This window comes from Streptomyces wuyuanensis (genome assembly GCF_900103455.1).
Classification (GTDB): Bacteria; Actinomycetota; Actinomycetes; order Streptomycetales; family Streptomycetaceae; genus Streptomyces; species Streptomyces wuyuanensis.
On the sequence record NZ_FNHI01000006.1, the window covers coordinates 241,856 to 267,346 of the forward strand.

19 protein-coding genes and 2 pseudogenes are annotated in these 25,491 nt (G+C 69.7%); 13 read left to right on the forward strand and 8 right to left on the reverse strand.

The genetic code is table 11. From position 1 onward, the window contains the following. Window positions 1-110 precede the first annotated feature (110 nt). Window positions 111-797, forward strand: a complete 687-nt coding sequence (locus BLT82_RS11735; protein ID WP_093653933.1) for a GntR family transcriptional regulator — start codon at window positions 111-113, stop codon at window positions 795-797. 303 nt (window positions 798-1,100) lie between these two features. Further along, the gene (locus BLT82_RS11740; protein WP_093653934.1) at window positions 1,101-1,751 is read left to right on the forward strand and encodes a hypothetical protein; all 651 of its coding nucleotides are present in this window, start codon (window positions 1,101-1,103) and stop codon (window positions 1,749-1,751) included. A 291-nt stretch (window positions 1,752-2,042) separates the two neighbouring features. Here the strand turns inward: BLT82_RS11740 and BLT82_RS11745 are convergent, their stop codons facing one another. Further along, window positions 2,043-2,831, reverse strand: coding sequence for an SLATT domain-containing protein (locus BLT82_RS11745; protein WP_093653850.1), 789 nt, complete (start codon window positions 2,829-2,831; stop codon window positions 2,043-2,045). A 341-nt stretch (window positions 2,832-3,172) separates the two neighbouring features. On the opposite strand from BLT82_RS11745, the gene BLT82_RS11750 reads away from it, so the two are divergent. From BLT82_RS11750 to BLT82_RS11780, 7 genes are all read left to right on the forward strand, one after another. After that, window positions 3,173-3,514, forward strand: a complete 342-nt coding sequence (locus tag BLT82_RS11750; RefSeq protein ID WP_093653851.1) for a YbaB/EbfC family nucleoid-associated protein — start codon at window positions 3,173-3,175, stop codon at window positions 3,512-3,514. An 82-nt stretch (window positions 3,515-3,596) separates the two neighbouring features. Next, on the forward strand, window positions 3,597-4,196 hold the full coding sequence (recR, locus tag BLT82_RS11755; RefSeq protein WP_093653852.1) for a recombination mediator RecR: 600 nt from the start codon (window positions 3,597-3,599) through the stop codon (window positions 4,194-4,196). Then, the gene (locus BLT82_RS11760) at window positions 4,189-4,857 is read left to right on the forward strand and encodes a DUF5063 domain-containing protein (RefSeq protein ID WP_093653853.1); all 669 of its coding nucleotides are present in this window, start codon (window positions 4,189-4,191) and stop codon (window positions 4,855-4,857) included. Before recR ends, BLT82_RS11760 begins: the two co-directional genes overlap by 8 nt. Window positions 4,858-5,379: 522 nt before the next feature. After that, entirely contained in the window at window positions 5,380-6,660 is a 1,281-nt protein-coding gene (locus tag BLT82_RS11765; protein WP_093653854.1) for an aspartate kinase, read from the forward strand. A 28-nt stretch (window positions 6,661-6,688) separates the two neighbouring features. Next, window positions 6,689-7,738: an aspartate-semialdehyde dehydrogenase gene (locus tag BLT82_RS11770; RefSeq protein ID WP_093653855.1), complete on the forward strand. Its 1,050-nt coding sequence runs from the start codon at window positions 6,689-6,691 to the stop codon at window positions 7,736-7,738. Between the two features lie 287 nt (window positions 7,739-8,025). Next, window positions 8,026-8,784: a SigE family RNA polymerase sigma factor gene (locus BLT82_RS11775; RefSeq protein ID WP_093653856.1), complete on the forward strand. Its 759-nt coding sequence runs from the start codon at window positions 8,026-8,028 to the stop codon at window positions 8,782-8,784. 353 nt (window positions 8,785-9,137) lie between these two features. After that, complete coding sequence (locus BLT82_RS11780) at window positions 9,138-10,289, forward strand: hypothetical protein (RefSeq protein ID WP_244291926.1); 1,152 nt, start codon at window positions 9,138-9,140, stop codon at window positions 10,287-10,289. Window positions 10,290-10,611: 322 nt separating this feature from the next. Here BLT82_RS11780 and BLT82_RS11785 read toward each other — a convergent pair whose 3' ends face one another. Both BLT82_RS11785 and BLT82_RS11790 read right to left on the reverse strand, forming a co-directional pair. Then, window positions 10,612-11,361, reverse strand: a complete 750-nt coding sequence (locus BLT82_RS11785; protein ID WP_093653858.1) for an SURF1 family protein — start codon at window positions 11,359-11,361, stop codon at window positions 10,612-10,614. Window positions 11,362-11,543: 182 nt separating this feature from the next. After that, complete coding sequence (locus BLT82_RS11790; protein ID WP_093653859.1) at window positions 11,544-13,409, reverse strand: S9 family peptidase; 1,866 nt, start codon at window positions 13,407-13,409, stop codon at window positions 11,544-11,546. 186 nt (window positions 13,410-13,595) lie between these two features. On the opposite strand from BLT82_RS11790, the pseudogene BLT82_RS37850 reads away from it, so the two are divergent. Further along, a pseudogene (locus BLT82_RS37850) lies at window positions 13,596-13,915 on the forward strand (SAM-dependent methyltransferase); the annotation flags it as partial. On the opposite strand, the gene BLT82_RS11800 reads toward BLT82_RS37850, so the two are convergent. From BLT82_RS11800 to BLT82_RS11820, 4 genes are all read right to left on the reverse strand, one after another. Beyond that, window positions 13,897-15,531 carry a pectate lyase gene (locus tag BLT82_RS11800; RefSeq protein ID WP_208867848.1) on the reverse strand — a complete coding sequence of 545 codons (1,635 nt, stop codon included), beginning with the start codon at window positions 15,529-15,531 and terminating at the stop codon, window positions 13,897-13,899. The pseudogene BLT82_RS37850 and the gene BLT82_RS11800 sit on opposite strands and share 19 nt — an antisense overlap. Window positions 15,532-16,330: 799 nt before the next feature. Continuing rightward, the gene (locus BLT82_RS11805) at window positions 16,331-16,882 is read right to left on the reverse strand and encodes a YciI family protein (protein ID WP_093653861.1); all 552 of its coding nucleotides are present in this window, start codon (window positions 16,880-16,882) and stop codon (window positions 16,331-16,333) included. A 650-nt stretch (window positions 16,883-17,532) separates the two neighbouring features. Then, window positions 17,533-18,228: a class F sortase gene (locus BLT82_RS11815; protein WP_093653862.1), complete on the reverse strand. Its 696-nt coding sequence runs from the start codon at window positions 18,226-18,228 to the stop codon at window positions 17,533-17,535. A 65-nt stretch (window positions 18,229-18,293) separates the two neighbouring features. After that, window positions 18,294-18,788 carry a hypothetical protein gene (locus BLT82_RS11820; RefSeq protein WP_093653863.1) on the reverse strand — a complete coding sequence of 165 codons (495 nt, stop codon included), beginning with the start codon at window positions 18,786-18,788 and terminating at the stop codon, window positions 18,294-18,296. A gap of 380 nt (window positions 18,789-19,168) precedes the next feature. Between BLT82_RS11820 and BLT82_RS11825 the strand changes: the two are divergent. Beyond that, a pseudogene (locus BLT82_RS11825) lies at window positions 19,169-19,578 on the forward strand (VOC family protein). A 19-nt stretch (window positions 19,579-19,597) separates the two neighbouring features. Here the strand turns inward: BLT82_RS11825 and BLT82_RS11830 are convergent. After that, window positions 19,598-20,122 carry an HAD domain-containing protein gene (locus BLT82_RS11830; RefSeq protein WP_093653864.1) on the reverse strand — a complete coding sequence of 175 codons (525 nt, stop codon included), beginning with the start codon at window positions 20,120-20,122 and terminating at the stop codon, window positions 19,598-19,600. Between the two features lie 573 nt (window positions 20,123-20,695). Between BLT82_RS11830 and BLT82_RS11835 the strand changes: the two genes are divergently transcribed. After that, window positions 20,696-21,640, forward strand: a complete 945-nt coding sequence (locus BLT82_RS11835; protein WP_244291927.1) for an ice-binding family protein — start codon at window positions 20,696-20,698, stop codon at window positions 21,638-21,640. Window positions 21,641-23,014: 1,374 nt separating this feature from the next. Next, window positions 23,015-25,420: a hypothetical protein gene (locus BLT82_RS36800; RefSeq protein ID WP_143041490.1), complete on the forward strand. Its 2,406-nt coding sequence runs from the start codon at window positions 23,015-23,017 to the stop codon at window positions 25,418-25,420. Window positions 25,421-25,491: the final 71 nt, after the last annotated feature.

Consider the following 25,491-nt stretch of genomic DNA (forward strand, 5'->3'; position numbering starts at 1 on the left):
GGCCCGGCAGAGTGCGGTCCGGCCGGGCGCGAGCCCCGGGCCGACGCGGGCGGACCGGGGCCGCCGCGGGGCTTAGGGTGTCCGTCAACCGGACGGAGGGGACCGACACCATGCCCGCGAGCGGAGCTGTCACCCGCAACACCCTGCGGCAGCAGATCGCCGGGGCGCTGCGGGACGAAGTGCTGGCCGGACGGCTGCGGCCAGGGCAGGAGTTCACGGTCAAGCAGATCGCCGAGCAGTACGGCGTCTCCGCCACGCCCGTCCGCGAGGCCCTCGTCGATCTCGCCGGACAGGGACTGCTCGACTCCAACCAGCACCGCGGCTTCCAGGTGCACCGGTTCTCCGTGGAGGACTTCCGCGGCATGATCGAGGCCCGCTCGCTCATCGTGGACGGCATCTTCCGCGAGGGCGGCGCCCCCCGTGCCCACGCGGCGACGGGTGCGGCCCTGGTCTCCGTACGCCGCCGCGCCGAGGAGGCCGCGCGGGCCGCCCGCTGCGGGGACCTGAATGTCCTCATCGGCTACGACCTGCGGTTCTGGCGTGAACTGGGGGCCCTCGTCACCAACCGCTACATCGGCGAGTTCCTCGACCGGCTCCGTGTGCAGTCCTGGGTCTTCGCCGTTCCGCGGCTGCGGGCCGAGCCCGAGCCCGAGCTCGGGGAGTGGCTGTGGAGCGGCCACGAGCAGCTCGTCGACGCGATCACCCGCGGTGACGCCGCGGCCGCCCGGGCGCTGATCGCGGCGGACGACGACCTCGCCCTGCGCTGGGCCGAACGCCTGGAGCGGCGCCCGGAGTGAAACCCGCGGGACCGCCGGCCGACCGGGGCCCGTGTGGGACCCACGGGGCCGCCGTCGGCCGATTCGAACCGGGGCGACGCCCGGGCCGGACCGGCCGCACCGGGGCCCGGCCGGGAACTGGCGGGCCGCGGTCCGCGCGGAGGGGCCGAGGATGGGTATGTGACCTGCAGACCCCCGGCACCGTGCCGCCACTCGGGCCGGACGGTCGTCGGCGACGGCTGACTGTGCGCGATGTGCTAGTAGCACTACGCTGTCCCGACCATCGCACAACCTGCTACGACTCCGATGGAGAGCGAGCCCGTCTTGGCCTGTGACCTCTGGCTGGTCCCCCTCGTCGATGTGCTGTGCCACAGCCCCGACAACCCCTTCGCCGAGGAGATCGCCTCGTACGACAAGGCCCTCACCGAGGCCGGTCTGCCCACCGTTCCCGTCTTCGCCTACATGCCGGGCCTCTCGGGCGACGTCGCCCCGGTCGCCGGTTTCGACTACGACGCCCTGCACTTCCTGCGCCGGGCGTACCTCCTCCAGCTCTGCGGGCTGGCCGTGACGCCCGTCGACGAACTGGGCGGCGACTACGAGCAGTTGCTGGAGATGTTCGAGTCAACGGCCCAGCAGTCCCATCTGGTGTGGCACTACGACCACGCCGGCGCCTACGTGCCCGTGGACTTCCCCGAGCCCCTGTCCAACGAGGAACTCCTCGCCGGCGGCGGCCCGCTGGGATCCTCGCAGGGCCTGCTGCGCGAACTCGAGTACGTGGCCCCGTCCATCGGCATCGACCCCGCCAACCCCCCGTCCGCCCCGGCTCCGCCCACCCGCCCCACCTCGCTGGAGGAACCGGCGGGTCCCATTCCCTACGACGACAGCCCGTTCGCCCGCGAACGCCATGTCTGGCTGGGGCTGCACGCGGCGGCGACCCGAAGCCTGGGCCAGGGCTCGATGATCATCTTCAGCTGACCCCCGGTCCTCGCCGGGCCCCGGCGTTCCCGTGTCCGTTCCGCTCCCCGCTCCAGTCGGACTCCCCACCCCCGTCCGCCGCGAGGGGCGGCCCGCGCACGCCGCGCGGGACCGCCGCCGGCCGGCCCGGCCGCTCCCCGGCAGCCGGACGACCGCCGGGGTCCGTCACCGCGGCCGGTCCGGGCCTCGCCCCCCGGCCGCAGCGACCACAGGCGCCGCCGACGCTCGTGATCGACACGCCCGGACCGGTGTCCTCGGACACCGGTCCGGGCGGGATTTGTCCGACACGGCTCAGCGCGTCTCCGGCGGGCGCTGCCGCGGCATGTTCGGCCGGGTGGGCGGGGGCGGCAGGGGGTAGCGGCCTGACGGGTGGGAGTGGTCCGGGCGCGACGGCACCGGCGCCGACTGCATCAGCAGCGGGGCCGGACCGGCCCGGAATTCCAGCATCCAGTCGGCCGTCTCGGCGCGGACCAGTTCCGTCAGGTCCTCCGAGAACCGGCGCAGCACGGTGAGGCACCGCTCCGCCGCCTCGCTCGCCGTGCCCTCCGTCGGGCCGAGCACCTCGCGGACGCTCTCGGAGGCCCACTCGAACTGGAGGCTCTGGAGCCGGCGGTGCACGGCCTGGGCCGCGGCCACGTCCCGCGTCCAGCCGGAGGTCAGGCCGAAGTACCGGTCGCAGGCCACACAGGCGGCGCCGAGCAGCAGCGACAGATACCCCCAGCCCGCCGCGCCGGCCAGCATCCCCGTCAGGTCCAGCAGGGGCAGCGCGGCCCCCGCGATCACCCCCAGGACCGTGCCGGCGCGCAGGGCGCGGGCGGCACGGCGCTTGCGTACGCGATCGGCCAGATACCAGTCCGCCGTCCGCAGCGCGTTGGCCTCCACCCAGCGGTACAGCTCGTCGAGGCGCTCCGCGGGCTCTCCCCAGTCGCCGAGCGGGAACGGCCGGCCGGCCAGATCACGGCCGCGGTCGCGGCCGCGGCGCGGGGTGCTTCCGGACTCCGGGGCGCCGCCGTTCTCCGGGACCCCGGCCCCGTCCTCCTCCCGGGCCGACCCCCCAGGCTGCATCTCCGGCTGACTCACCGGGGCACTCCTCTGCGCTCTGCGTGACTACGGCTGTGCATGACTGCGGCCGCGACCACGGCGGTACGCAGCCTCGGACGCGGTCCTGCTAACCCTGCGTGACGTGCGGTGCACGCGGGGGTTCTGGTGCGCAGGGCTTTCCTACCGCCGAACGGTGGGCCCAGGGAGCGGAATCCCGGTAATTCCGCCCGCACGAGCGTCCTGATCCGGTAGAGGCCGGACGCGCCTTCTCGCGCGGAAGTCACTCGAAAGGGTTGGTGCCCACTGGGCGGGGCACGCCGTCCCCCGACCACGTAGGCTCGGTTTACCGAACAATCGACGTCGAAATGCCAGGAGTGACCGTGATTCCCGGTGGTGGCCAGCCCAATATGCAGCAGTTGCTTCAGCAGGCCCAGAAGATGCAGCAGGACCTCGCCCGTGCGCAGGAGGAGCTGGCGGCGATGGAGGTCGAAGGCCAGGCGGGCGGCGGCCTCGTGACGGCGACCGTCACCGGCTCCGGCGAGCTGCGGGGCCTCGTCATCGACCCCAAGGCGGTCGACCCGGACGACACCGAGACCCTCGCCGACCTCGTCGTCGCAGCCGTCCAGGCCGCCAACGAGAACGCGCAGCAGCTGCAGCAGCAGAAGCTCGGCCCGCTCGCTCAGGGGCTCGGCGGCGGCGGGATCCCCGGGCTCCCCTTCTGACGCCCTTTCCGCGCCGGTCTTGACCCTGGTCGGACCGGACCAACTACCGTAACCATCGAAGCAATCCCAGAGAGGCGTTCCGTTGTACGAAGGCGTGGTTCAGGACCTCATCGACGAACTGGGCAGGCTGCCCGGCGTCGGTCCCAAGAGCGCGCAGCGGATCGCCTTTCACATCCTCCAGGCCGAGCCGACCGACGTCCGGCGCCTCGCCCACGCTCTCCTCGAGGTGAAGGACAAGGTCCGCTTCTGCGCGGTGTGCGGGAACGTCGCGCAGCAGGAGCAGTGCTCCATCTGCCGGGACGCGCGCCGCGACCCGGCGGTGATCTGCGTGGTCGAGGAGCCCAAGGACGTCGTCGCGATCGAGCGGACCCGGGAGTTCCGCGGCCGCTACCACGTGCTGGGCGGCGCGATCAGCCCGATCGAAGGCGTCGGCCCGGACGACCTGCGTATCCGTGAGCTTCTCGCGAGGCTCGCGGACGGCACGGTCACCGAGCTGATCCTGGCGACCGACCCCAATCTCGAGGGCGAGGCGACCGCCACGTACCTGGCGCGCATGGTCAAGCCCATGGGGCTGAAGGTGACGCGTCTCGCCAGCGGGCTTCCCGTTGGCGGCGATCTCGAATACGCCGACGAGGTCACGCTCGGGCGTGCCTTCGAGGGGAGACGACTTCTCGATGTCTGACGCAACGCTGCACTCCGTCACCCAGGACCCCGACGACTTCGCGGTCCAGATCGCCGACTCGATCGAGAGCTTCATCGTCGCCACCACCGAGGTGGCACGGGGCGACGAGCCGGACAGCGCCGTGCCGTTCCTGTTGCTGGAGGTCTCCCAGCTGCTGCTCGCGGGCGGCAGGCTGGGAGCCCACGAGGACATCGTTCCCGAGGAGCGCTACGAGACGGACACCGGACCGGACGTGGACGTCGACGACCTGCGCGAGCGGTTCGCCCGGCTCCTCGACCCGGTCGACGTCTTCTCCGAGGTCTTCGACCCGTACGAGCCCCGCAAGGCGCCGGTGCCGTTCCGGATCTCCGACAACCTCGCGGACATCGTCACCGACCTGCGCCACGGCCTGGCCCACTACCGTGCGGGCCGCACGACCGAGGCGCTGTGGTGGTGGCAGTTCTCCTACTTCTCCAACTGGGGACCGACCGCCTCCGCGACGCTGCGCGCACTCCAGTCCCTGGTCTCCCATGTGCGCCTCGACCAGCCGCTGCAGGAGCTGGACGGGCTGGACACCGACGAGGACCTCGCCGACGACGACCTCGCCGAGGAGGCGGGACGGGTGATGGCGGAGGAGATCGCGGCGCCGCTGGGGCTCCGGAAGGCCCCCGCGCCGCAGTGATCTGATCCGCCTGCGCGGCCCCGGGGCGAAGGCCCGAGACCACTGTCCCGTTTCGCTGCCCCGCGCCGCCGGCCGTGGTCCCGACCCGCGTTGACGGTGCTTCAGCCGTCGGGTCCTCGCCCGCCCGCCCGGTCGCCCTGCGGGGTGCCCCGCCGGGGACGGCAGGTCGGCGTGCGCCGAAGGCAGTCGGCCTCGTGGAGCGACGGCACCCGAGGCGGCGCCGTACGCAAGCGCCCTTCCGGATCGCGCGTCCCGCCGGGCCGGCACCGGGGCCGGACGGTGCCCGCGCGGCCCCGCCCCCGGGCCCCGCCGCGACGCACGTGAACATGTGACGCCGCCCACAGAACCGCGTACCCGGTGGGCCCCTGGGCAGATGCATCCTCGGGCAGCCCGGCCTTGCCGACGATCACGTTGTGAGCGGGACATCTCACGATGTGATCTGGCGGCGGCGATTCCGGGCTGCTCGTTAAACTGACGCAGACCGCAGTGCTGACTGCGGCACAGACCGAGCGAGGAGCGCACGTGGGCCTTGTCGTGCAGAAGTACGGAGGCTCCTCCGTTGCCGATGCCGAGGGCATCAAGCGGGTCGCCAAGCGAATCGTCGATGCCAAGAAGAACGGCCACCAGGTGGTCGTCGTGGTCTCGGCGATGGGTGACACGACGGACGAGTTGATCGATCTCGCCGAGCAGGTATCCCCGATCCCTGCCGGGCGTGAGTTCGACATGCTGCTGACCGCCGGAGAGCGGATCTCCATGGCCCTGCTGGCGATGGCGATCAAAAACCTGGGTCACGAGGCCCAGTCGTTCACCGGCAGCCAGGCCGGCGTGATCACCGACTCGGTCCACAACAAGGCGCGCATCATCGATGTCACGCCGGGCCGTATCCGGACGGCGCTCGACGAGGGCAACATCGCGATCGTCGCGGGCTTCCAGGGCGTGTCGGCGGACAGCAAGGACATCACCACGCTGGGCCGCGGCGGGTCCGACACCACCGCCGTCGCGCTGGCCGCGGCGCTGGACGCCGAGGTCTGCGAGATCTACACCGACGTCGACGGCGTCTTCACCGCCGACCCGCGCGTGGTGAAGAAGGCCCGCAAGATCGACTGGATCTCGTTCGAGGACATGCTGGAGCTCGCCAGCTCCGGCTCGAAGGTGCTCCTGCACCGCTGTGTCGAGTACGCACGCCGATACAACATCCCGATCCACGTCCGCTCGTCCTTCTCGGGGCTGCGGGGCACCTGGGTCAGCAACGAACCGCACGCCGAGCAAGGAGCCCGCAAGGTGGAGCAGGCCATCATCTCCGGAGTCGCCCACGACACCTCCGAGGCGAAGATCACCGTCGTCGGTGTCCCGGACAAGCCGGGCGAGGCCGCCGCGATCTTCCGCACCATCGCGGACAATGAGATCAACATCGACATGGTGGTGCAGAACGTCTCCGCCGCGTCCACGGGCCTCACCGACATCTCCTTCACCCTTCCGAAGACCGAGGGCCGCAAGGCGATCGACGCGCTCGAGAAGACCAAGAGCGCCATCGGCTTCGAGTCGCTGCGCTACGACGACCAGATCGCCAAGATCTCGCTCGTCGGCGCGGGCATGAAGACCAACCCGGGTGTCACCGCCTCCTTCTTCGAGGCGCTGTCCGACGCCGGTGTGAACATCGAACTGATCTCCACCTCCGAGATCCGGATCTCGGTCGTCACCCGCGCCGACGACGTCAAGGAGGCCGTCCGGGCCGTCCACACCGCCTTCGGCCTCGACAGCGACTCCGACGAGGCCGTCGTCTACGGAGGCACCGGCCGGTGACAGCTCGGCGCGCGACGGCGGTCGCGCGATGAACCGCAAGCCGACGCTCGCGGTCGTGGGTGCGACCGGGGCCGTCGGCGCGGTCATGCTCCAGATCCTGTCCCAGCGCGCGGACGTCTGGGGCGAGATACGCCTGGTCGCCTCACCGCGTTCGGCCGGCCGGAAGCTGGCCGTCCGCGGCGAGGAGACCGAGGTCGTCGCCCTTTCCGAGGCGGCGCTGACAGGGGTCGACGTCGCGCTGTTCCTGGTACCGGCCCCGGTCGCCGCCCAGTGGGCACCGGTCGCCGTCTCCCAGGGCGCGGTGGTCGTGGACAACTCGGCCGCCTTCCGGCTGGATCCCGGCGTCCCCCTCGTCGTCCCCGAGATCAATCCGCATGCCGTGCGGCTCCGGCCGCGCGGCATCGTCGCGAGCCCGGGCTGTACCACCCTGGCGATGATCGTCACAGTGGGCGCGCTGCACGCCGAGTTCTGCGTGGACGAACTCGTCGTCTCCGCCCTCCAGGCGGCCAGCGGTGCCGGGCAGTGCGGTGTCGAGGCGCTGCGCACCCAGCTCGCGCTGGTCGCGGACACCGAGCTGGGCACCGGCCCTGGCGATGTGCGCCGGGCGGTCGGCGACGGGCTCGGCCCGTTCCCCGCGCCCACCGCGCTGAACGTCGTTCCCTGGTCCGGGGAGCTCGCGGAGGACGGCTGGTCCTCCGAGGAGCTCGCGATCAGGGCCGAGACCCGCAAGCTCCTGGATCTGCCCGAACTCCGGGTCTCCGCGACCTGCGTGCGTGTGCCGGTCCTCACATCCCACTCGGTGTCGGTGCACGCGCGCTTCGAGCGCGAGGTCACCGTCGAGCGAGCCCACGACATCCTCGCCACGTCGCCGGGCGTGGTGCTCTTCGACGACCCCGCGGCGGGCGAATTCCCCACGCCCGCGGATGTGGTGGGCACCGACCCGACGTGGGTCGGACGCGTTCGGCGGGCCATGGACGACCCGAGGGCCCTGGACCTCTTCGTGTGCGGGGACAACCTCCGCAAGGGCGCGGCCCTGAACACCGCTCAGCTGGCAGAGGCGATCGCCCGCGAATTCTGAGCCGTGTGTCGGTGGATCTTTGTAGGATCTGTGAACCCCCTGTGATCAATCAACCGGGACGTGCCCCTTGAACTGGGGTGATGGCATGTCCGACGATGCATTCGCGCCACTGTGCAACCGGTTGCTGTGCGGGGAGCGTCTATGCGGTCGTCCCTTCGCGGTGCCGCGATAAGCCATGACAAATGGGGCATTGGGGAAGATCGGGAGCGCATGAGGGCATATGGTGCTTCGTCACAAGCGGTGGTGTGCGCGTACAACCCTGAGAGGGGTCGGCGTGTCCAACAGGCGTGGCAGAGGTACTCGACATCACCGCGGTGGTCCCGTTCCGCGGCAGGGCATTCGTCCCCGCCCGGCCTTTGGGCATGCCCCCGATCCGGGGCGCCGGTAGGGCTCCGGCCCGCGGCACCACGGTGCTCCCGCTCCGGGGGCCCCGCCCTTCCCCTGTCTCCGGCAGGGGCTCCGGCGGCGGGATGCCGGTGATCGCTCCGATGCCGGCCGCGCACTCCACCCCCATACCGTCGCAGCGCGAAAGCGCCGAGGAATCGGCGGCCGAGGGCACCACGGTCGACCACCTCACCGAGACCTACCGCGCCCACTACCGGTCGCTGCTCGGTCTCGCGGCCCTGCTGCTCGACGACACCGCGTCCTGCGAGGACGTCGTCCAGGAGGCGTTCATCCGCGTCCACTCGGCCCGCCGCCGCGTCCGTGACCCGGAGAAGACCCTCGCCTACCTGCGGCAGACGGTCGTCAACCTGTCCCGGTCCGCGCTGCGCAGGCGGATCCTCGGGCTGAAGCTGCTCTCCAAGCCGATGCCCGACATGGCGAGCGCGGAGGAGGGCGCGTACGACCAGTTGGAGCGGGACGCGCTCATCAAGGCGATGAAGGGCCTTCAGCGGCGCCAGCGCGAGGTGCTGGTGCTCCGTTACTTCGCCGACATGACGGAGGCCCAGGTCGCCGCGACGCTCGGCATATCGCTGGGCTCGGTGAAGGCATACGGCTCACGGGGCATCGCGGCCTTGCGCGTTGCCATGGAGGCCACGGCATGACCAGGCACGAACACGGACACGAACACGGACACGAGCACGAACACGAGCACGAACAGAGGGGCGAGGACCTCCCGCGTGAGGACCTGCCGCAGCACGATGTGCCGCAGGAGGAGTCGCGTGCCGGCCTCCGCCGGGAGGCCCCGGAGGTCCAAGAGGCCCCGGAAGCCCGGGAGGCCCGGGAGGAGGCCCCTGCTCGGACGGACCTCCCGCCGAACGGCTCCGTGCCACGAGCCGCACACAGCTCGTCCGGTGACACGCCGGACGGGACGCACACGACTGAGCCTTACGGGCCGGACGGGCCGTTGAACGACCGGACTGGGAAAGAGACTGTGAACGACGGGCCGCGGAACGCAATGGACGACCGAGGGCTCGGGGGTGACACACCCGGAGGCGACGCGGCCTCCGGTCCGGGCACCCCCTCCGGCGCCCCGACGGGTCGGGACCGGCTGCTCCGCGATCTGCTGGGCGGATCGGATCAGGACCGCCCGGCGCAGGCCGGGGACGGCCCGGAGGGCGGCGAGGACCGGGGCCGGGACGAACTGGCTCTCCGGCGGCTGCTCCAGGGCGCCGTCGGCGACCTCGAACCCACCGACGGCGCCCTTGAGCATCTGCGCCGGGCGGTGCCCGCACGGCGCGCACGCAAGCGCCAGGCCCTGGTGGGCATGGCGGCGTCCGTGATCCTGCTCGGCACCGCCGTCCCCGCCTTCGTCCACGTGGCGAGCTCAGGCGGTCTCGACGACCGCCCGGTGAACGCCGGGCACGGCGAGCAGGCCCAGGGCGGCACCGGTGAGGAGGAGCGCCTGGACGGCGGGCAGGCCGCGAACGGCGATCCCGAGGGACGGCAGCCGAGCGCCCCCGGTGCGCCGAGCGCCACGCAGCAGTCGCCCACGCCGGACGCCGCCGCGACCGCGGGCACTCCGGGCGGCACGGGAACCTCGCCCACCGACAGCGCCGTCGCCTCGACGCCCGCCTGCGACGCGGGCCAGCTCGGTGTGAACGCTGCTCAGGCGGGCGCCGCCGAGGCCGACGGGAAGGTGTACGGCACGTTCCGCATCTCCAACGTCTCCTCGAACGAGTGCTCGATCGGGGCGGCGGGCTCGGTGACCTTCCGTACGGCGGGCGCAGCGGACGCCACGAAGATCAGCGTCGTGACGCACACCACCGGCGACGCGGCGAGCGGACTGCCCGACCCGTCCCAGGAGATCAGCGCCATGGTGCTCAAGCCCGAGGCGTCGTACGAGGTGAAGTTCGCCTTCGTCCCCTCGGAGACCTGTCCCACGACCGGGGCCTCGCCCGACCCGACGCCCACGGACGGTGCTTCGGGCACGACCGACGGGGCGGGGACGGCTCCGAACGCCGAGCCCCAGCTGGACGACGGGGCGGTGGCGGACGGCAGCATCTCGGTGGTCCACACCCCCGAGTCGGGCGGCCCGAACGCGGAGGCCACGATCCCCGGCGCGTGCGCAGGCACGATCTACCGCACGGGCGTCCTCAACCCGTCCTGACCGCCCGCATCGAGGCCCGGCGTGACCGGTGCCGCCCCCCGGCGCGTTCCGGGCCGGACGTAGGTCCGGGGACGCGCCCTTCCCGGATCCGGCCCCTCGGGATGCGGCTCTTCGGACGAGACCCCGGGATACGGCACCTTCGGACGAGACCCCGGGATACGGCACCTTCGGACGAGACCCTCGGATGCGGCTCTTCGGAGGCGGCTCCTCGGTATGCGGAGGCGCACCGGCGGCACCCGTCGTACGGGGCCGGGTGCGTTGCCGAGCCTGCCCGCCCCCTTTCGGGAGGCGAGGCCGGATCACGCCGGGCCGTGGAGCCGGCTCACACCGGGTCGAGCCCGAGTGCCTGGTCCTTGGCCGCTTCCGCCTCGCGGCGCACGAAGCGGAACCACATGAACAGCACGAAGCCCGCGAAGGCGAACCACTCCAGCGTGTAGCCGAGGTTCTGGAACGCCTTGAGGTCGAGCCCGCTGCCCTGCGGCGCGGCCGCCGGCACCGGACGCATCCCCTCCGGCGACGTCGTGAGCGTGATCCACGCGTCGTACACGTCGTCCGGGACGAGGTTCACCAGCGAGGCGGCACTGATGATGCCGAGCTGACCGCTCGGCAGCCCGCCCGCGGTGTGCACGCCGTCGGTGTGCTGGGTCTCCGAGGCCTGCAGGGCTCCGGTGACCGTCACCTCGCCGGCCGGAGCGGGCGGTGCCGTCGCCCCGGAGGGCAGCCAGCCCCTCACCACCGGAAGGGCCCTGCCGCCGTCGGTGTGCAGCAGCGACAGGACGTACGAGCCGCTCCGGCCGTCCAGCTCCCGGCCCGGCACGAGGAACTGCTCGCCGTAGCGGCCGCTGGTCGTGGCGAGTCGCCCCGAGGTGCTCTTGTCCACCGGCAGCAGCTCCGCGAGCGGCGCCGCGGCCTGCGCACCCGGTTCCGGACGCTGCTCGGCGGCCCGGTGGGTGTCGACGCGGTCCTCGAACCGGCCGAGCTGCCAGGTCCCCATGAAGATGCAGAACGGGATCGCCAGCGCGACGAAGACATTGATTCCCCACCAGCGGGGCGTCAGCAGGAACCGGTACACGCCTCCACGGTACGGAACGCCCCGCTTTCCCCCTCTCCCGGGTCCCCGCTTCGGCATTCCGTCCGACGCTGCCCGGCACCGGCCGCTCGGCACCGGCTGTCCGCGGGGGCTGCCGCCCAGGCCCGGCGGCGACCGGGACCGGTGGCGGCCGGGACCGGTGGCGGCCGGGACCCCGGCACCGGCTAGCGCAGGTGCCGCTCGGCGAAGGCCAGCTCCAGCCGCACCTGCTTGATGCGCTCCTCCACCACCAGAGAGCCGTGGCCCGCGTCGTACCGGTACACCTCGTGGACCGCGCCGCGGGCCGCGAGACGGTCCACGTAATTCTCCACCTGGCGGATCGGGCAGCGCGGGTCGTTGACACCCGCCGAGATGTAGACCGGGGCGCTGACCGCGTCCACGTACGTCAGCGGCGACGAGGCCTCGTAACGCTCCGGAACCTCCTCGGGCGTGCCGCCCAGCAGCGTGCGGTCCAACGCCTTCAGGGCCTCCATCTCGTCGTGGTACGCCGTGACGTAGTCCGCGACGGGCACCGCCGCCAGGCCCAGCGCCCAGGAATCGGGCTGCGTGCCCAGTCCGAGCAGCGTGAGATAGCCGCCCCACGAGCCGCCCGACAGCACCAGCTTCGCCGGGTCGGCCACTCCGGAGGCCACGGCCCACTCGCGGACCGCCGCGATGTCCTCCAGCTCGATCAGCCCGACCCGGTGCTTGAGGGCGTCCGTCCACGCCCGCCCGTAACCGGTCGAGCCCCGGTAGTTGACCCGGATCACCGCATAGCCGTGGTCGACCCAGGCCGCCGGCGCGGCGGCGAAGGCGTCACTGTCGTGCCAGGTCGGTCCGCCGTGGATGTCGAAGACCGTCGGGAACGGCCCCTCACCCTCGGGCCGCTGCAGGAGCGCGTGGATCCGGCCGCCGGGGCCCTCGACCCACACGTCCTCCACTCCGACCGAACCGGGAGCCGCCATCCCCGGAGGGTCCAGCACCTCCCGGCCCGTGGTGGACCGGACCTTCGGCGGCTGTGCGGCGGACGACCACAGGTACTCCACCGTCCCGTCCGGCCTGGCCGTCGCGCCCGACACCGTCCCCGCCGGCGTCTCGACCCGCGTCAGCTCGCGCGTGGCCGGGTCGAACCGCCACAGTTCGCTGCGCGCCTCGAAGCTGTGTGCGACGAGCAGCGCGGAGCCGTCCGGATACCACTCGGCGCTCACATCGCCCGGCAGGTCGATCGCCAGGTCTGTCTCCTCGCCGGTCGCGACGTCCCACAGCATGGGCTCCCAGCGCCCCCGCCGCTGGTGGCCGATCAGCAGCCGGGTGTCGCCGTGGACCGGTGCGAAGCCCAGGACCTCCAGCCCCAGCTCCTCCGAGCCGCCCTTGGTGTCGTCCAGCTCGCACACCGTCGTACCGTCCAGCCGGACGACCCGCAGCGCCGAGTGCATCGCGTCGCCGTGCTCGGTGTGCTCCAGCGCGAGCAGCGTCCCGTCGTGGGAGAGATCTCCGACGCCCGCCGACTCCCGGTGCCGGTAGATCTCCTCCGGCGCACCGCCGGGCCGTACGACGTGGATCGTCGTCCCGTCCTCGTCCGTGGAGCGGCCCACCACGGCCGTGCCGTCCCGGCCGAGCGCGGCGCCCGCGCCGTAGGAGGGCTCGAGGCCCGGAGCCGCCGGTTCGTCCGGTCCGCCACCGAAGGGCTGCCGCATCCAGACGCCGAACTCGTCACCGTCCGTGTCCGAGAACCACCAGATCCACGCACCGTCGGGAGTCAGTATCCCGTCCGTCGTGCCGTTCGGCCGGTCCGTCACCTGGCGCTGTTCGCCGGTGGCGCGGTCCCACGCGTACAGCTCGTACGTCCCGGTCGCGTTCGAGACGAACAGAGCGCGGTCCGGGGCGTCCTCCGCCCAGTCGGGCAGCGAGACCCGGGGCGCGCGGAACCGCTGCTCCCAGGCCGGCATGTCCGCGGACCCGCCAGCGGGCACTGCCGGGCGCTCCGCGGCGGGGGCCGCGGGAACGGCGGCAGGCGCGCCGGACGCCGTGGATTCGGTGATCTCAGTCATGCCCCCATTCTGCGCCGCCGCGCCCACAATCCGTTCGCCTGCTCCGCAGCCTGTGGATAACCTCCGCGGCATGTACTCACCAATCCCTCGCGACTGGCGGGAGGCCAACCGCGCCCGGTGGGACGAACGGGTCGTCGAGGCTGTCGGTCAGCGGATGGAACTCGGCGAGGTGGTAGAGGAAGACCCACCGGCTCACGCGTCACCCACGACTGCTTCGCCCGCGACGCCTGGGTCGACGAGACCCCGGGGACCTACGCGGACCTCGACGCGCAGACGGTCCACAACCGCGGTGCCGAGTGGCAGCACCCGGTCGTCGAGGTCGTGTCGGCCGTCGCGGCGGCCGGTCTGCGCATCGAGTTCCTCCACGAGCACGACGTGTCGCTCTTCCCCCGGTTCGGCTCGCTCGTGCGGCACGAGGACGGCTTCTTCCGCTTCCCGGCCGTCCCCGTATCCCGCTCATGTACTCCCTGAAGGCGACGAAGCCCCGTCAGCGCACGGCGGTGTAGGCGGTCAGCCGCGCCATGTTCGCGGTCCAGACGGAGGTGGTGATCCCCGCCTCGCTCTCCCGCGGGACGTACGGCGACTCCGCCGGCGGGTCGCTCGGGTTGTAGGGGGAGGTGTCGTAGATGTCGCCCACGTGCTTGCTCATGTAGGCCGTGCCGGCGTACGGCGTCGCCGGCGCGGGTCCCCGGTACGGATTGGTCGTGGTGCCGATGGGGGAGAGCCAGTGGTCCCCGGCGCCTAGCCCGGCGACGAGCGCCTCCGCCTGGGCGTCGGTCACCTCCGGCGGCGTGAGCGGGGCGTCCCGGAAGAGGTCCGTCAGCTCCAGGTCGCGGAAGCCGAAGTACCGCGGGAGCGCGTGGGGGCGTCCCGGGGCGAGCGGGGACGCGGCGCGCATCTCGGCGACCTCCGCCCGGCTCATCGCCATCAGCTCGTCGTGGGTCTTGGCGAGTCCGGCGACGTCGACCGAGCGGCCACCGGAGTAGTGGCCGAGCGTGTTCCGGTGGTCGTGGTCGTAGTAGTACGCGCCGTTGCGGATGTTCGACCCGAAGCGGTGCACGAACCGCGCCCGGTTGGTGCCCAGTTCGACGAACGTGGGGTGGGTGCTGTTCCGCAGCAGCGGGTTCTCCTGCTTCTGCTCCTCGGTGAGCCGGCAGCTCTCCAGCCAGGCGAGGGCCTCGGGGACGCGGCGCAGATAGGCGTGGTCGCCGGTCAGCCGGAAGTAGTGGAAGAGCTGGCGGACATTGGTCTGGGTGGTGTGCGTGGCCAGCGCCCGGGGCTCGTACGAGCGGGCTCCGGCGGGGGCTCCCGCAGGGCGGCCGTTCGCAGCCCGAGTCAGGTGCTGCAGGCCCCAGCCGGCCTGCGGCCCGGGCTGCTGGAGCCGGTGCAGACACGCCATCGCGCGCAGGACGGGCCGGTTCAGGTCGCGCCGGCCCAGCGAAGAGGCGCACATCAGGAGGAACTTGATGTTCTCGCCCAGCACGTCGTCGTTGAAGGTGACGTGCCGGGCGTAGTCGCCGTCCTCCATGCCGTGGCCCACGTCCGAGGGCAGCCAGGACGGCCTCTGGTCGGGCCACGGTGTATGCGTCACCGAGCCGGAGAACGCCGGAAAACGCTGCGGCCACCCGCCGTCGGCCGGCCCGCCCCGCAGCTGCGCCCTCAGCATGAAGTCGATGACGCGGTGCAGCGAGGCCTTGAACACCGGGTTCCTGCGCTCCAGATACAGCCGCAGGATCAGCTGCGCCGCGCTCGACGTGCCCGCGTCGTCGAAGGTGGCGTTCCCGTAGTAGTGCTGGAACTCCTCCAGCCGCCAGCCGTTGGCGCCGACGGTGTCGTACCACTCGCGCAGGGAGCCCTCGCCGGCGAAGTCGTGGATGTAGTTCCAGCCGCCGACGGGCAGTTGGGCGCGTACGAGGGCGAGCCCGGTGCGTTCGGCCGCCCGGAGGAAGGTCTCGTCCCCGGTTGCGTGGTACGCGTCGAGGAGGCCGTGCCCCACGCTCGGCGTACCGGGCGGCTGCACCCAGCACATGGTGCGCCTGGCCTCCATCTCGCCCCAGGTGAGGGAGAGATCGGGCAGGTAGCTCCACACATAGGCGCCGTAGTACGAGACACGTTCATCCATGAAAACGGCGGCCCGTCTCATGGCATCGCGAACCGCCTGTGCGCCGACGGTGGCCCCTGTGGGTCCGGACGGTGCCGCGGGTCCTTGCGCGGCCGCTCGGGCAGGACCGGCCGACAGGGCCGGAAGCGCTCCGAGGAGTACGGGAGCGGCCGCGAGCCGTCCGAAGTTCCTGCGGGTCATGGGCGTCTCTGTCATGGTGCGCCTCCAGGCGTGGCTGACCGTGCCGCGGCCCGGGCGGCCGGATGCCTTCCACGGGGGGAGGTCCGGCGGAGGGTTCACAACTCGGGTGCGACAGCGGGGGATCGGGCGTCTGCCCTTACGCCTACCACCGGGCTCCTCGGTGCTCAATAGTTCTCACACATGATGCGTGTTCATTCATGTGAACTCTATGGTGGCAGGCGGATCGAGTTTCGCCGAACCGGTTCACGGCCCGGCGCGGCCTCGTCCAGACCGCGCGGGTCCGCATCGCGCCGACGTCGGAGCCGGCACTGCGCCCGCGCGGGATGCGCCGGGGTCACAGGACGCTGGGGCTGCGGTGCTCGAGCAGGACCGCGTCGCGCCGGAGTCCGTGGTACCGGCCGATCCGTTCACGGGTGCCGATGGCCGAACCCCACACTCCGTGCCGCTGACCCGGAACCCCACAGATCCCGGTGGCTTCAGGGAAACCGAAGGTCCTTCAGCGCGAACCCGCGGGTCCACCGGTGTGCGTCAGGTCGACGCGTCCGTGGGTTCGGGTGAAACACGGGTGCTGAGCGAGCCGAAGGGCTTCGGCGGTGACGTCGGCCTGGGCGTTCTCGGGTTATGACTGCCGCCCGCCGAACTGCCAGTTGTGCACCTCAATGTCGGCGTACCGGTCCGGGGTCAGGATGGCGCGTGCCGTTTCCGGGTCCGGCGCCCGGACCAACGCCGCCGTGCCCAGCCAGGTGGTGCCGTTGTCGGACAGAAGCGGCCCGTAGGCGATCAGCTCGTCCCGGTCGGGCGGCACCGCGAGGTCGGCAGCCTGCCCCGTGCCGAGGCCGAGCACCAGGTACCGGTTGCCGCCGGTCCGGCCGCCGGGGAAGTCCCACATGGTGCGCCCCAGCGTGTTGCGCCACCGTCGCAGCAGCACGTCCCGGTAGACACCGGCCTGGTAGTTCGGCTCGTCGAAGGCGAACGCGCGGGCAGCGGCGGGATCGGGCAGGTCGACGACGTGCATGCTGCCGGTTGGCGTGTCGCCGTCGTCGGCGAGGGTTGGGCCCCGGGCGATCATCTCCTTCGCGTACCGGTCCATGTAGGACCAATGCTCTTCCAGCAGCTCGTCGCGCAGCGCTGCGGAGCCGGGCCGGTCGCGGTGGTAGCAGAGGAACTCCATGCCCAAAGGATCTCTTCAAGGAGGTAACCGGGTCGAGTGGCTTTCACTGCGGTGGCTGCTCGGCAGCCTCACCCAGAAGCGGAAGATCTCGACGTACTCGGTGAGGACGAGGGCCATGCCGCGGTTGACGGCGAAGCGGATGTCACGCCCCCAGCCCCGCGCCTCGGCGAGCCGGTGAGCAAGGTACTTCGCCCAGGTCAGCCATGGCCTGGCCAGGTCAACGGCTGCTGGATCGAGACGCCGTAGTCACGCGGGATCTGCTCGAACAGCGGCAGCTGCCTCCAGCCGGGACTCGGCCGCCAGGCCAGCGCGGGCGGCGGCTTGCGAGGGGCGCCCCGCCGTCCTCCGCTCGTCGAGGGGCGGGTGCCGATCCGTTGCGGTGGTGCAGGCCATGAAGAACAGCTGGTGGTGCCGGATGGTGTTGAGCTCACGTCGGCCTCGGCGGTCAGCCGGCCGACAGCGGCCTGGGCGTTGAGCCGGGCTTGGCACCAGCACAGGCGGCAGTACGTACACCGAGTGCTCGACGACTCCTGTTCCGCATGCGCGGCTGCCATCGGCACGACGACCACGGGCGGGTCCCTCCCTTGCCCAACTGCGCCGTGCGGGCACCGTCATGCGGCCCGGAGCCCGGGCTTCCGCGGGAGGGGAGGTCAGGTCATGCGCTTGAGCGTCGCATACACGACGAGATTGCCGAGGTAGCCCGTCTTCTTGGTGTAGCCCCCGCCGCACGTGATCACCCGCAGCTGGGGAACCCTGGCGCCGGCATACACCTTCTTGGTGGGAAAGGCGTGCTTCGCATACACCTCCACGGCGTCCACGGAGAAATGCGCGGTGCGCCCGTCGAGCCGCGTGACCTGGATGGCGCTCCCTTTGGTGAGAGCGCCGAGCCGGTAGAAGACGGCTCGGCCGGTGGGGGTGTCGACATGGCCCGCCACGACGGCCGCGCCGATCTCCCCCGGCGCGGGCCCCCTGGAGTACCAGCCGGCGAGCTGCGCCTTGTCGACCGGCGGAACCTCCAGCGCGCCGTTCTTGCCCAGTGCGAGGTTCATCATCGGGGTGTCCACACCGATGGCGGGGATACGCAGCCGCACCGGTACGGAACGCGGCCGGGTACCCGGCGGCGCCACGGCCGCCCTTCGGGGAGCCGGGCCGGCGGCGAGAAGGGGCGGGACGGCCGGCCCGAAGGAGACCACCGGGCCCGGCACCGGTGCGGTGAAGGCCTGGGCGGCGGACGGCTGGGGAGCCGTCTCGCCGCGCAGCCCGTGGATCAGCAAGCCGATGCCGACCAGCAGCATGACGCCGAACACCCTGGTCGACGTGAAGAGGGAGGATTGCTTGCGTCCCATAGCGGTCCGGGCTCCGGTCTCGGTTACGGAGGTGACGGGTCCCGTCGGCCGGCGCCGGGGGACGCTCAGACTGCCGAACCGTTGCGGTGCCGGCGCCGCAGCGTCAGGACGCCGCCCGCCGTCGCGGTGAGGACCAGCGCGGCTCCGATGGTCATCTCCGTGCTGTTCATCCCCCCGCCACCGCCGAACCCACCGCTCACCGCGCCGTTCGGACGCCCGGCGACCTCGAATTCGGACTGGACACGGACCCCGGGAGGACACTTGACCGTGATGTCGTACGTGCCTTCCTTCGCGTTGTCGGGGACGGTGAACGTGCCCTCCAATTCCCCGTCGCTGCCACTCCCGGTCAGATTGATCTGACCCCCGATCTCCGCCTGTCCCTTGGCGTAGGTCGCTGCCGGGTCGCAGACCCCCGACGTGCTGACGGTGATGGTCGAGCCGGGGTAACCCACCTCGGGACTGACCGTGACCTCGGACCCTTCGGCGACTGCCGCGGGAGCCGAGAGGCCGAGTGCGGCCAGGGCCAAGGCACTACCGGCGAGAAGACGTGCGGTACGCATTTTCACCACCCTCCGAGTGGCGCGGGCCAGGACTCGTTTGCCCCGACGAGGACGCCGCGCTTCAGGGGGAAAGGCAATCAGTTCTTGTGATCAAACGACCGCAGCGAAATGGCCCGGGGATTCCGCGTCGTTTTCGTGTCGTGCCATTCCCACAGGTCGTGACGGCCGCAATACGCTCAAGGGCGGAACAGAAACGGCGCGGCGAACGGGTGGCGACACGCGGGTCGCGGCCGCCGCCCGGGCGTGTCGCGAGGCCCTTCGGAACCCGCGCGGAGACGACCGGGCACGACGCCGGGCCGGTCCGGCGAAGGCCCGCTCCGCTCCGACGGTGCCCCGTGCCGGCGCCAGCGCACGGACCGCTCACGACAGCAGGGGAAGACATGAGCGCACTCGCCGACGCCCGCATCGCCACCAGACTGCCCGCCCGGGACCTCGACAGAGCCCGGCGCTTCTACTCCGAGACGCTCGGTCTCGCCCCCGTCGACGAACGCCCCGGCGGCCTTCTGTACCGGTGCGGCGGCTCGGACTTCGCTCTCTTCCAGTCCACGGGGGCCTCACCGGGCACCTTTACGCAGATGGCCTTCGAGGTCGACGACATCGACGCGGCCGTCACCGAGCTCCAGGGCCGGGGAGTGGTCTTCGAGACCGTCGATCTGCCCGGACTCAGGACGGTGGACGGCATCGCCGACATCGACGGCAACTACCCGAGCAAAGGCGCCGGCGGCGAACGCGGCGCGTGGTTCCGCGACAGCGAGGCAACCTGCTGGGGGTCGGGCAAGCGGTGAAGTGAACGGCGGCGCCCGGCCCGTTCACCATCTGCGCAGCCAGTCCTCGATGACGTCCAGGTCCTCGCCCCGAAGACCACGACGGGGATCGACGCGATGGAGAAGGGCCCTGTCCCCGTCGCGGTCGCGCACCCACGCCCGGTCCGCGTCGCCGATCTCGTCGTCGACCCAGACGAACGGGCGCCCGGCGGCCCGGTCGAGGAGTACCCGGGTCTTCCAGTGGAGCCCCGCGCGCCGATCCCACTCCTCCTGCTCCGACGGCTCCGGCCAGTCCACCACGGCGAGGCGGGGCAGCCCGAGCCGTGGCGCGATGCACTCGTTGGCTTCGTCCATCCACGTCGTGGCCCAGACGAGCTCACAGGGAAGCGCCGCCAGCCTGGGCCCAAGCCCCGGATCGAGGCGGGCCAGCAGCGGATTCGAGCCGCCCGCCGCCCCTCGCTCCGGCGCCTGCCCACCACCCTCGTGCGCACCGGGTGCGGCACCGAACGGCAGGAGGGGCCCGTCGACATCGAGGAACAGCAGCGGCCGGCGGCCCTTGGCAACGGTCATCGCGGCACGATATCCGCCCCCCTCTCCTCGTGCCGCCGTCAGGGGCGTTGACGAGTCAGGGCCGGTCCTCTGTTAAGGAAACCGGCCCTGACCTGGTGTTTCGAGTGTCGGGGTGGCGGGATTCGAACCACCACCTCTCCGTCCCGAATCAGGCTCTGGAGAACTGGCGCGACCCCGTGACGAGCTGGTGGCCTGGATGTCCCGCTGGTAGGGCGAATGACAGACCATCCTCACCTCTTCGGCCCCCTGGGGGTCGTTTCGTCTTGATATGAGTTGTTTCTCTGGTTAAGTGACGGTGCGTAACTACGTCTCGCTGTCGGTCGTTTCCTGGGCCTGCGCTCGGGTGGGTTCGTGAGATCTCGTTGCGACGGTGCTGACCGAGGTCGACGGCGACAAGAAAGGACTCGTCCCATGGCAGTGGATGCCGCCCCCTCCGCCCCGCCTGGCAAGCGGCGAAAAGCCAGATTCAGAACGACTCTCGTCTTGCTGCCCACGGCAGCACTGGCGATGGCGATGGCTTTGATCTCCAACCTTGCGAGCGCAGCTGAGGCGCCCGTTGGGCTGGGAACCGCCATGAGCTACGCGGTCCTGGCCGGTTCTGCGGTCACCAATACGGGTCCCACGGTCGTCAACGGCGACCTTGGAGTCAGCCCCGGGTCCTCGGTGACCGGCTTTCCGCCCGGAATCGTCAACGGTGTGCAGCACGTGGCGGATGCCCCCGCCGCTCAGGCCCAATCCGACCTGACCATCGCCTACAACGATGCAGCCGGCCGGACCCCCACCGCCAGCCTGACCTCGCCGGGCGACATCGGTGGATTGACGCTGACGCCCGGCGTCTACAACGCCTCGTCGTCTCTGAATCTCACGGGGACCGTCACGCTCGACGCCCAGGGTGACCCCAATGCCGTCTTCATCTTCCAGATCGGCTCCACCCTGATCACCGCTCCGGGGAGCAATGTCCTGCTCGTCAACGGGGCGCAGGCGTGCAACGTGTTCTGGCAGGTGGGAAGCTCCGCCACCCTGGACGTCAATTCCTTCTTCAAGGGCAACATCCTTGCGCTGACCTCTGTCACGGTGAACACCAACACGGCGGTCGAGGGCCGGACGCTGGCGCGCAATGGTGCCGTCACGCTGGACAGCAACGTCATCACGAGGGCGGTCTGCATGACAGGCCCGCCCGGACCCACCGGGCCTCCCGGACCCACCGGACCCACCGGACCCACAGGGCCCCCCGGACCGACCGGCTCCACAGGACCCTCGGGACCCGCCGGACCTTCGGGACCCGCCGGACCTTCGGGACCCGCCGGACCTTCGGGACCCGCCGGACCTTCGGGACCCGCCGGACCCTCCGGACCACCCGGACCCTCCGGACCCGCCGGCGGGCCGTCCGGGCCTCCCGGGCCGTCCGGACCTCCTGGGCCTCCCGGAGCACCGGACCACGACCACGACCGGGACCACGACCGGGACCACGACGGTCGGGATGACCACGGCGACAAGGACGACGGCCGTAAGCCCTGACAGGGAAGCGCTCGGCCTTACGGCCGTGTCGCAGTCCGGGTAACTCCCGAGAAGCAGGATCTGCGACGCAAAGGACCGGTTCCCACCGCTACAGCGGACCGCGCCCCTGGACACATAGTCCAGGGGCGCGGCTGTCCCCGGACTGCCCGAGGGCCGGTGGCGCTTCATCCGCCCTGGTGTGTGGTGGCGGAAGAGACTGCGATGTCGAACTCGTGAGGGGTGGCCCCCGCGCTTTCCAACTGTCCACGTGAGCGTACGCGGGGGTCCACGCGGCGGATCAGGCGGGTTGGCACGTGGGATGGGCGGCCGCGGCCGGCGCACCGGACAAGGTCCAGGACAACCGGCCGGGCTCGGGCCGAGGTCTCGATCGCGCGTAGGTACGACACGGACACTCCCAACGCTGGGAGACGGCACGGGGCGAGACGGGCCGAGCGCAGGGGGCGGTTCTCCGAATCGCAGACCCGCTCTGAACCGTGCTTCTCAAGGCCATCGCCGACCTCGGGTATGTACGTAACGCGGGATCGGGGGAGTTGGCCGCACAGGCGACGTTCCGGGTTCGCCACCTGGCTCTTGTCACGCTCACCGGGATGTGGGAGTAGGCGTTGGACGCACGCCGGGCGATGAGCCCCGGCTCGCCCGTGGCTGCCCTCGACGCGTTGCTGAAAGCTCGCCGGTAGGGCACTGGTCTGGAGACGAATTTCCAAGATCTTCTCCAGGACTCCTCCAGATAGCCCCCGAGAAACAGGTCAGGCCCGGTGCTGATCTCTCAGCACCGGGCCTGACCTGGTGTTTCACTGTCGGGGTGGCGGGATTTGAACCCACGACCTCTTCGTCCCGAATCAGGTCCTGGAGGGCTGCCCACCTGTGTCTCATCCCAAAGGTGCAGTTCAGAGCGTTGGGTCGCGTCGGTCTCCGTTGCTGGCTCAGGGGCGTGATTTCAAGATCGTCTCCAAGATTTCTCCATGAAGCTGAGACTGGGACCGTTCTGCCGTGGCTGCCGCCCGCTATGCGCCCATCACCCATGAGACACCCCGAGGCGGAGCAGATTTGCAGCGGGCTCCAGTCACCCCGGGGCGCTTGCGCGTCTGCTCGAGGAACGGGCTCAGCAGAGTCATCCAGCCGCGCTCCCAAGCCCGCATGTGTCTGACGTGGACGCGTCGGCGCCGTAGGGCACAACGAGTGTTTGCGGTGGGGTGAATCGTGCATTCACTGGCATCGGGTGTGTTTTATCACAAGAAGTCCAAGATTAAGGCAAAACACCCTGAAAGGTGCACAACCTTCTGGGCCGGATCTCAGCGAACTCGCTATGCAACCAACCACCTGACGGAAGCCACACTTCCCGCTACCCTTAGTGCGCAAGGCGGGGAGGGCTGCATGGTTGTCTACACGTGCCAGGATCTTCGGGAGAAGTACCCAGATCCTGAAGAGCAAAAGACTTTGCTGCGACTTTACGGACTCTCCCAATTTATGGGGATTTCAATCCTATCGGGACGCTACCGAGTCCCAGCTTCCCTGCATGAACCAATCACCCTCACCCCCCTAGGGGAGAGTGTTTGTCGTAGGCTCATGAAGATCCGGAGCCTCAAATGGGCGGAAGCTCGCCTCGCATGTTTCCTGTCTTTCTATCACAGCGAACTTCTAGTCGACCATGAGAAAACAGATCTCGTAACCCTAACGTCCGCGTTCAATGAGGAAATGATCTCAGGGAAGGTTCTGCATCCCTTCATCTGGGGGCGCGAACTCTACGATAGGGCTTTCGAGCTATTTCCCCACGAGCCTAGCGATCTGGACCACGGTGAGACTATTCGACTGCTGGAGGGCACTCCCCGCGGAGTCTTCCAGCAGCTCGACTTGATTACCGGACCTTTGGGGATTCTGCGCAGCCAGGAAATGCGCAACGCACCCCCTACCGTCAGAGTGCCGCTGTACCACTGTGCAAAAAGAAGCTGCAGCGCTGTTCACGGAACTTTCCTAATCACCGCAGATAGCCAGATCGCCAAAACTCAGAATAAGCTGGAAGAGATTCTCAACAAAGAGTACGGATTGCCTTCGGCGTTCTTTGAGTTCTTCACTGAGGTCGAGGATGCTCTCTGTGACTATTACGGAGACAGTCGCAGTGTAGGCGAGATCCCACTACTGGGTCAGTGCTTCTCGGACGCAGAACTCGATGCCATCTTGCTGGAGGCGCTTAAGGGAAAGGATGCCCCGCTACGAGTGGCGCTATCCTCCAACGACCTTTCTGTCTCGAACCCTCGCGATTTTAGTGGCTCCCTCAGTAGGGCGGCTAAAATTCAGGCACTTCTCCTCATGAAGAGCCGGGACCTCATCACTTCAATTGACAGGGCCGTCTATTCAGGGGAAATCGACATCCCCGAATACGAGATTCGCAATCCGAAGGTATTGAGGGCCAAATCAGGTTACTACGACCTTACGGCGCAATGCTCGCGATTCGGGGTTCAAGTGGTGCCTGCGGATCGATCGCTGGCTCTGGTGCGACTTCAGCGACTCATCCTTGCCATCTATCCACCGTCGGACTCCAACGCTTCGCGTGATCTGTACTGGCGGCTAAAAAAAGTGCAGGGCGCCTCAGTTGAGGAGAAGCTGCATCGATACTTGGGAAAGGAAGAGCCCGCCGAGGTAATTCGCCGACTGATCCTCGTAGGTCCGGGTCCGTTCTCGATTGCGGCCGAGAGGTGCGGCTTGGTGCCGTCCGATGTGGAAGCGATGGAGGACGGTGACCTACTCAACATCCTTCTTTGGAAACTCGGATTCGACGTTGTCACGGGACACGAAGCGACTGGTTCACTGCAGCTACACCGGGAAGCCTTCGCGCAGGTCGTAACAGCATATTCCGGCTACAATGAGTCCGAGAGGTACGAAATCAAGCGGGAGGCAGCGCCTCTATTTTCGTCTCTCGAAAAGACGCTGGACTCGACCCTTTCTTTTTCCGCGTGGGCTCTCACGTTCGACCACTGGTCTGCCCATCCGCGATTTAACTATCACATCTCGGACGCTCGCGCCCACATGGCCGATTTGCTGAACAAGGCAGCAAGAGCATCTGCAACCGAAGCGGTAATTTATGACTCCCAGGGGCGAAACACCCTTTTCCCGCTTATCTCGGGGTTCTCGCGCTTGCGCGATTACTTGCAAGATGTTCAGCGCTCACCTGAACGTTATGCGCGACCGGTCAACGAAATGCCCAGCTATGCTCACCATGCTGAGCTCACACCCTTCCCCTTCGTGCACACGATCCCATTCTTGGATTTGAGCGTAGATTCTCAAGCTCGGATCCTGGCACTCTTTAAGGATTTCACAAGAATTCTTGAGGAGGGCGCGGTGAAGAGTGTTCGTAACGGCTTGCATCACCAGCGGGAACAAGAGGAATTCCCGAGGGAGGAAGAGCTCTTGCGTTGCGTGAGGGCAATTGCCAATTTCCTAGAGGCAGCCGAGAGTTCCGGTCTTTGTCCGACATTCTTCCGCTCTACCGGGACCTCGCGAGATTCGGCAGGGAGATCATCCTATTCTTTTAAGGATTACAAGGGTCGCGAGTACGTCGCGAGAATGCCATCCGGTATAGGGCGAGCAGGGATGCCTGCTTTGCTGACGGATCAATTTGTAATTCCGGTGGCCAATTTGGATGCTTCCACGGACGTCCTCAGATTCGACGTTGGCACCCGCTCCACCTATACGGAACTCTGGCAGGAGTGGCCGAAATATCGAGCGGCCTCAGATTCTGCTAGGGATCTGATGGCGTCGCTACCGTCTTCAGACGTCAGTTGAACCGAATGACGTAGCTCGTGCCGGCCCGGTCTCGGCGGGTGGCCCGCTTAGGAAAGAATTAAGCACCACTT

Bases quoted from the DNA above. Each gene is read 5' to 3' on its own strand.
- BLT82_RS11760 (WP_093653853.1), top strand. From the start codon at position 4,189: ATGTCTGACGCAACGCTGCACTCCGTCACCCAGGACCCCGACGACTTC.
- BLT82_RS36800 (WP_143041490.1), top strand. From the start codon at position 23,015: ATGGTTGTCTACACGTGCCAGGATCTTCGGGAGAAGTACCCAGATCCT.
- BLT82_RS11800 (WP_208867848.1), bottom strand. From the start codon at position 15,531: ATGGATGAACGTGTCTCGTACTACGGCGCCTATGTGTGGAGCTACCTG.
- BLT82_RS11770 (WP_093653855.1), top strand. From the start codon at position 6,689: ATGAACCGCAAGCCGACGCTCGCGGTCGTGGGTGCGACCGGGGCCGTC.
- BLT82_RS11835 (WP_244291927.1), top strand. From the start codon at position 20,696: ATGAGCTACGCGGTCCTGGCCGGTTCTGCGGTCACCAATACGGGTCCC.
- BLT82_RS11790 (WP_093653859.1), bottom strand. From the start codon at position 13,409: ATGACTGAGATCACCGAATCCACGGCGTCCGGCGCGCCTGCCGCCGTT.
- BLT82_RS11830 (WP_093653864.1), bottom strand. From the start codon at position 20,122: ATGACCGTTGCCAAGGGCCGCCGGCCGCTGCTGTTCCTCGATGTCGAC.
- BLT82_RS11780 (WP_244291926.1), top strand. From the start codon at position 9,138: ATGGACGACCGAGGGCTCGGGGGTGACACACCCGGAGGCGACGCGGCC.
- BLT82_RS11815 (WP_093653862.1), bottom strand. From the start codon at position 18,228: ATGGGACGCAAGCAATCCTCCCTCTTCACGTCGACCAGGGTGTTCGGC.
- BLT82_RS11735 (WP_093653933.1), top strand. From the start codon at position 111: ATGCCCGCGAGCGGAGCTGTCACCCGCAACACCCTGCGGCAGCAGATC.
- BLT82_RS11820 (WP_093653863.1), bottom strand. From the start codon at position 18,788: ATGCGTACCGCACGTCTTCTCGCCGGTAGTGCCTTGGCCCTGGCCGCA.
- BLT82_RS11805 (WP_093653861.1), bottom strand. From the start codon at position 16,882: ATGGAGTTCCTCTGCTACCACCGCGACCGGCCCGGCTCCGCAGCGCTG.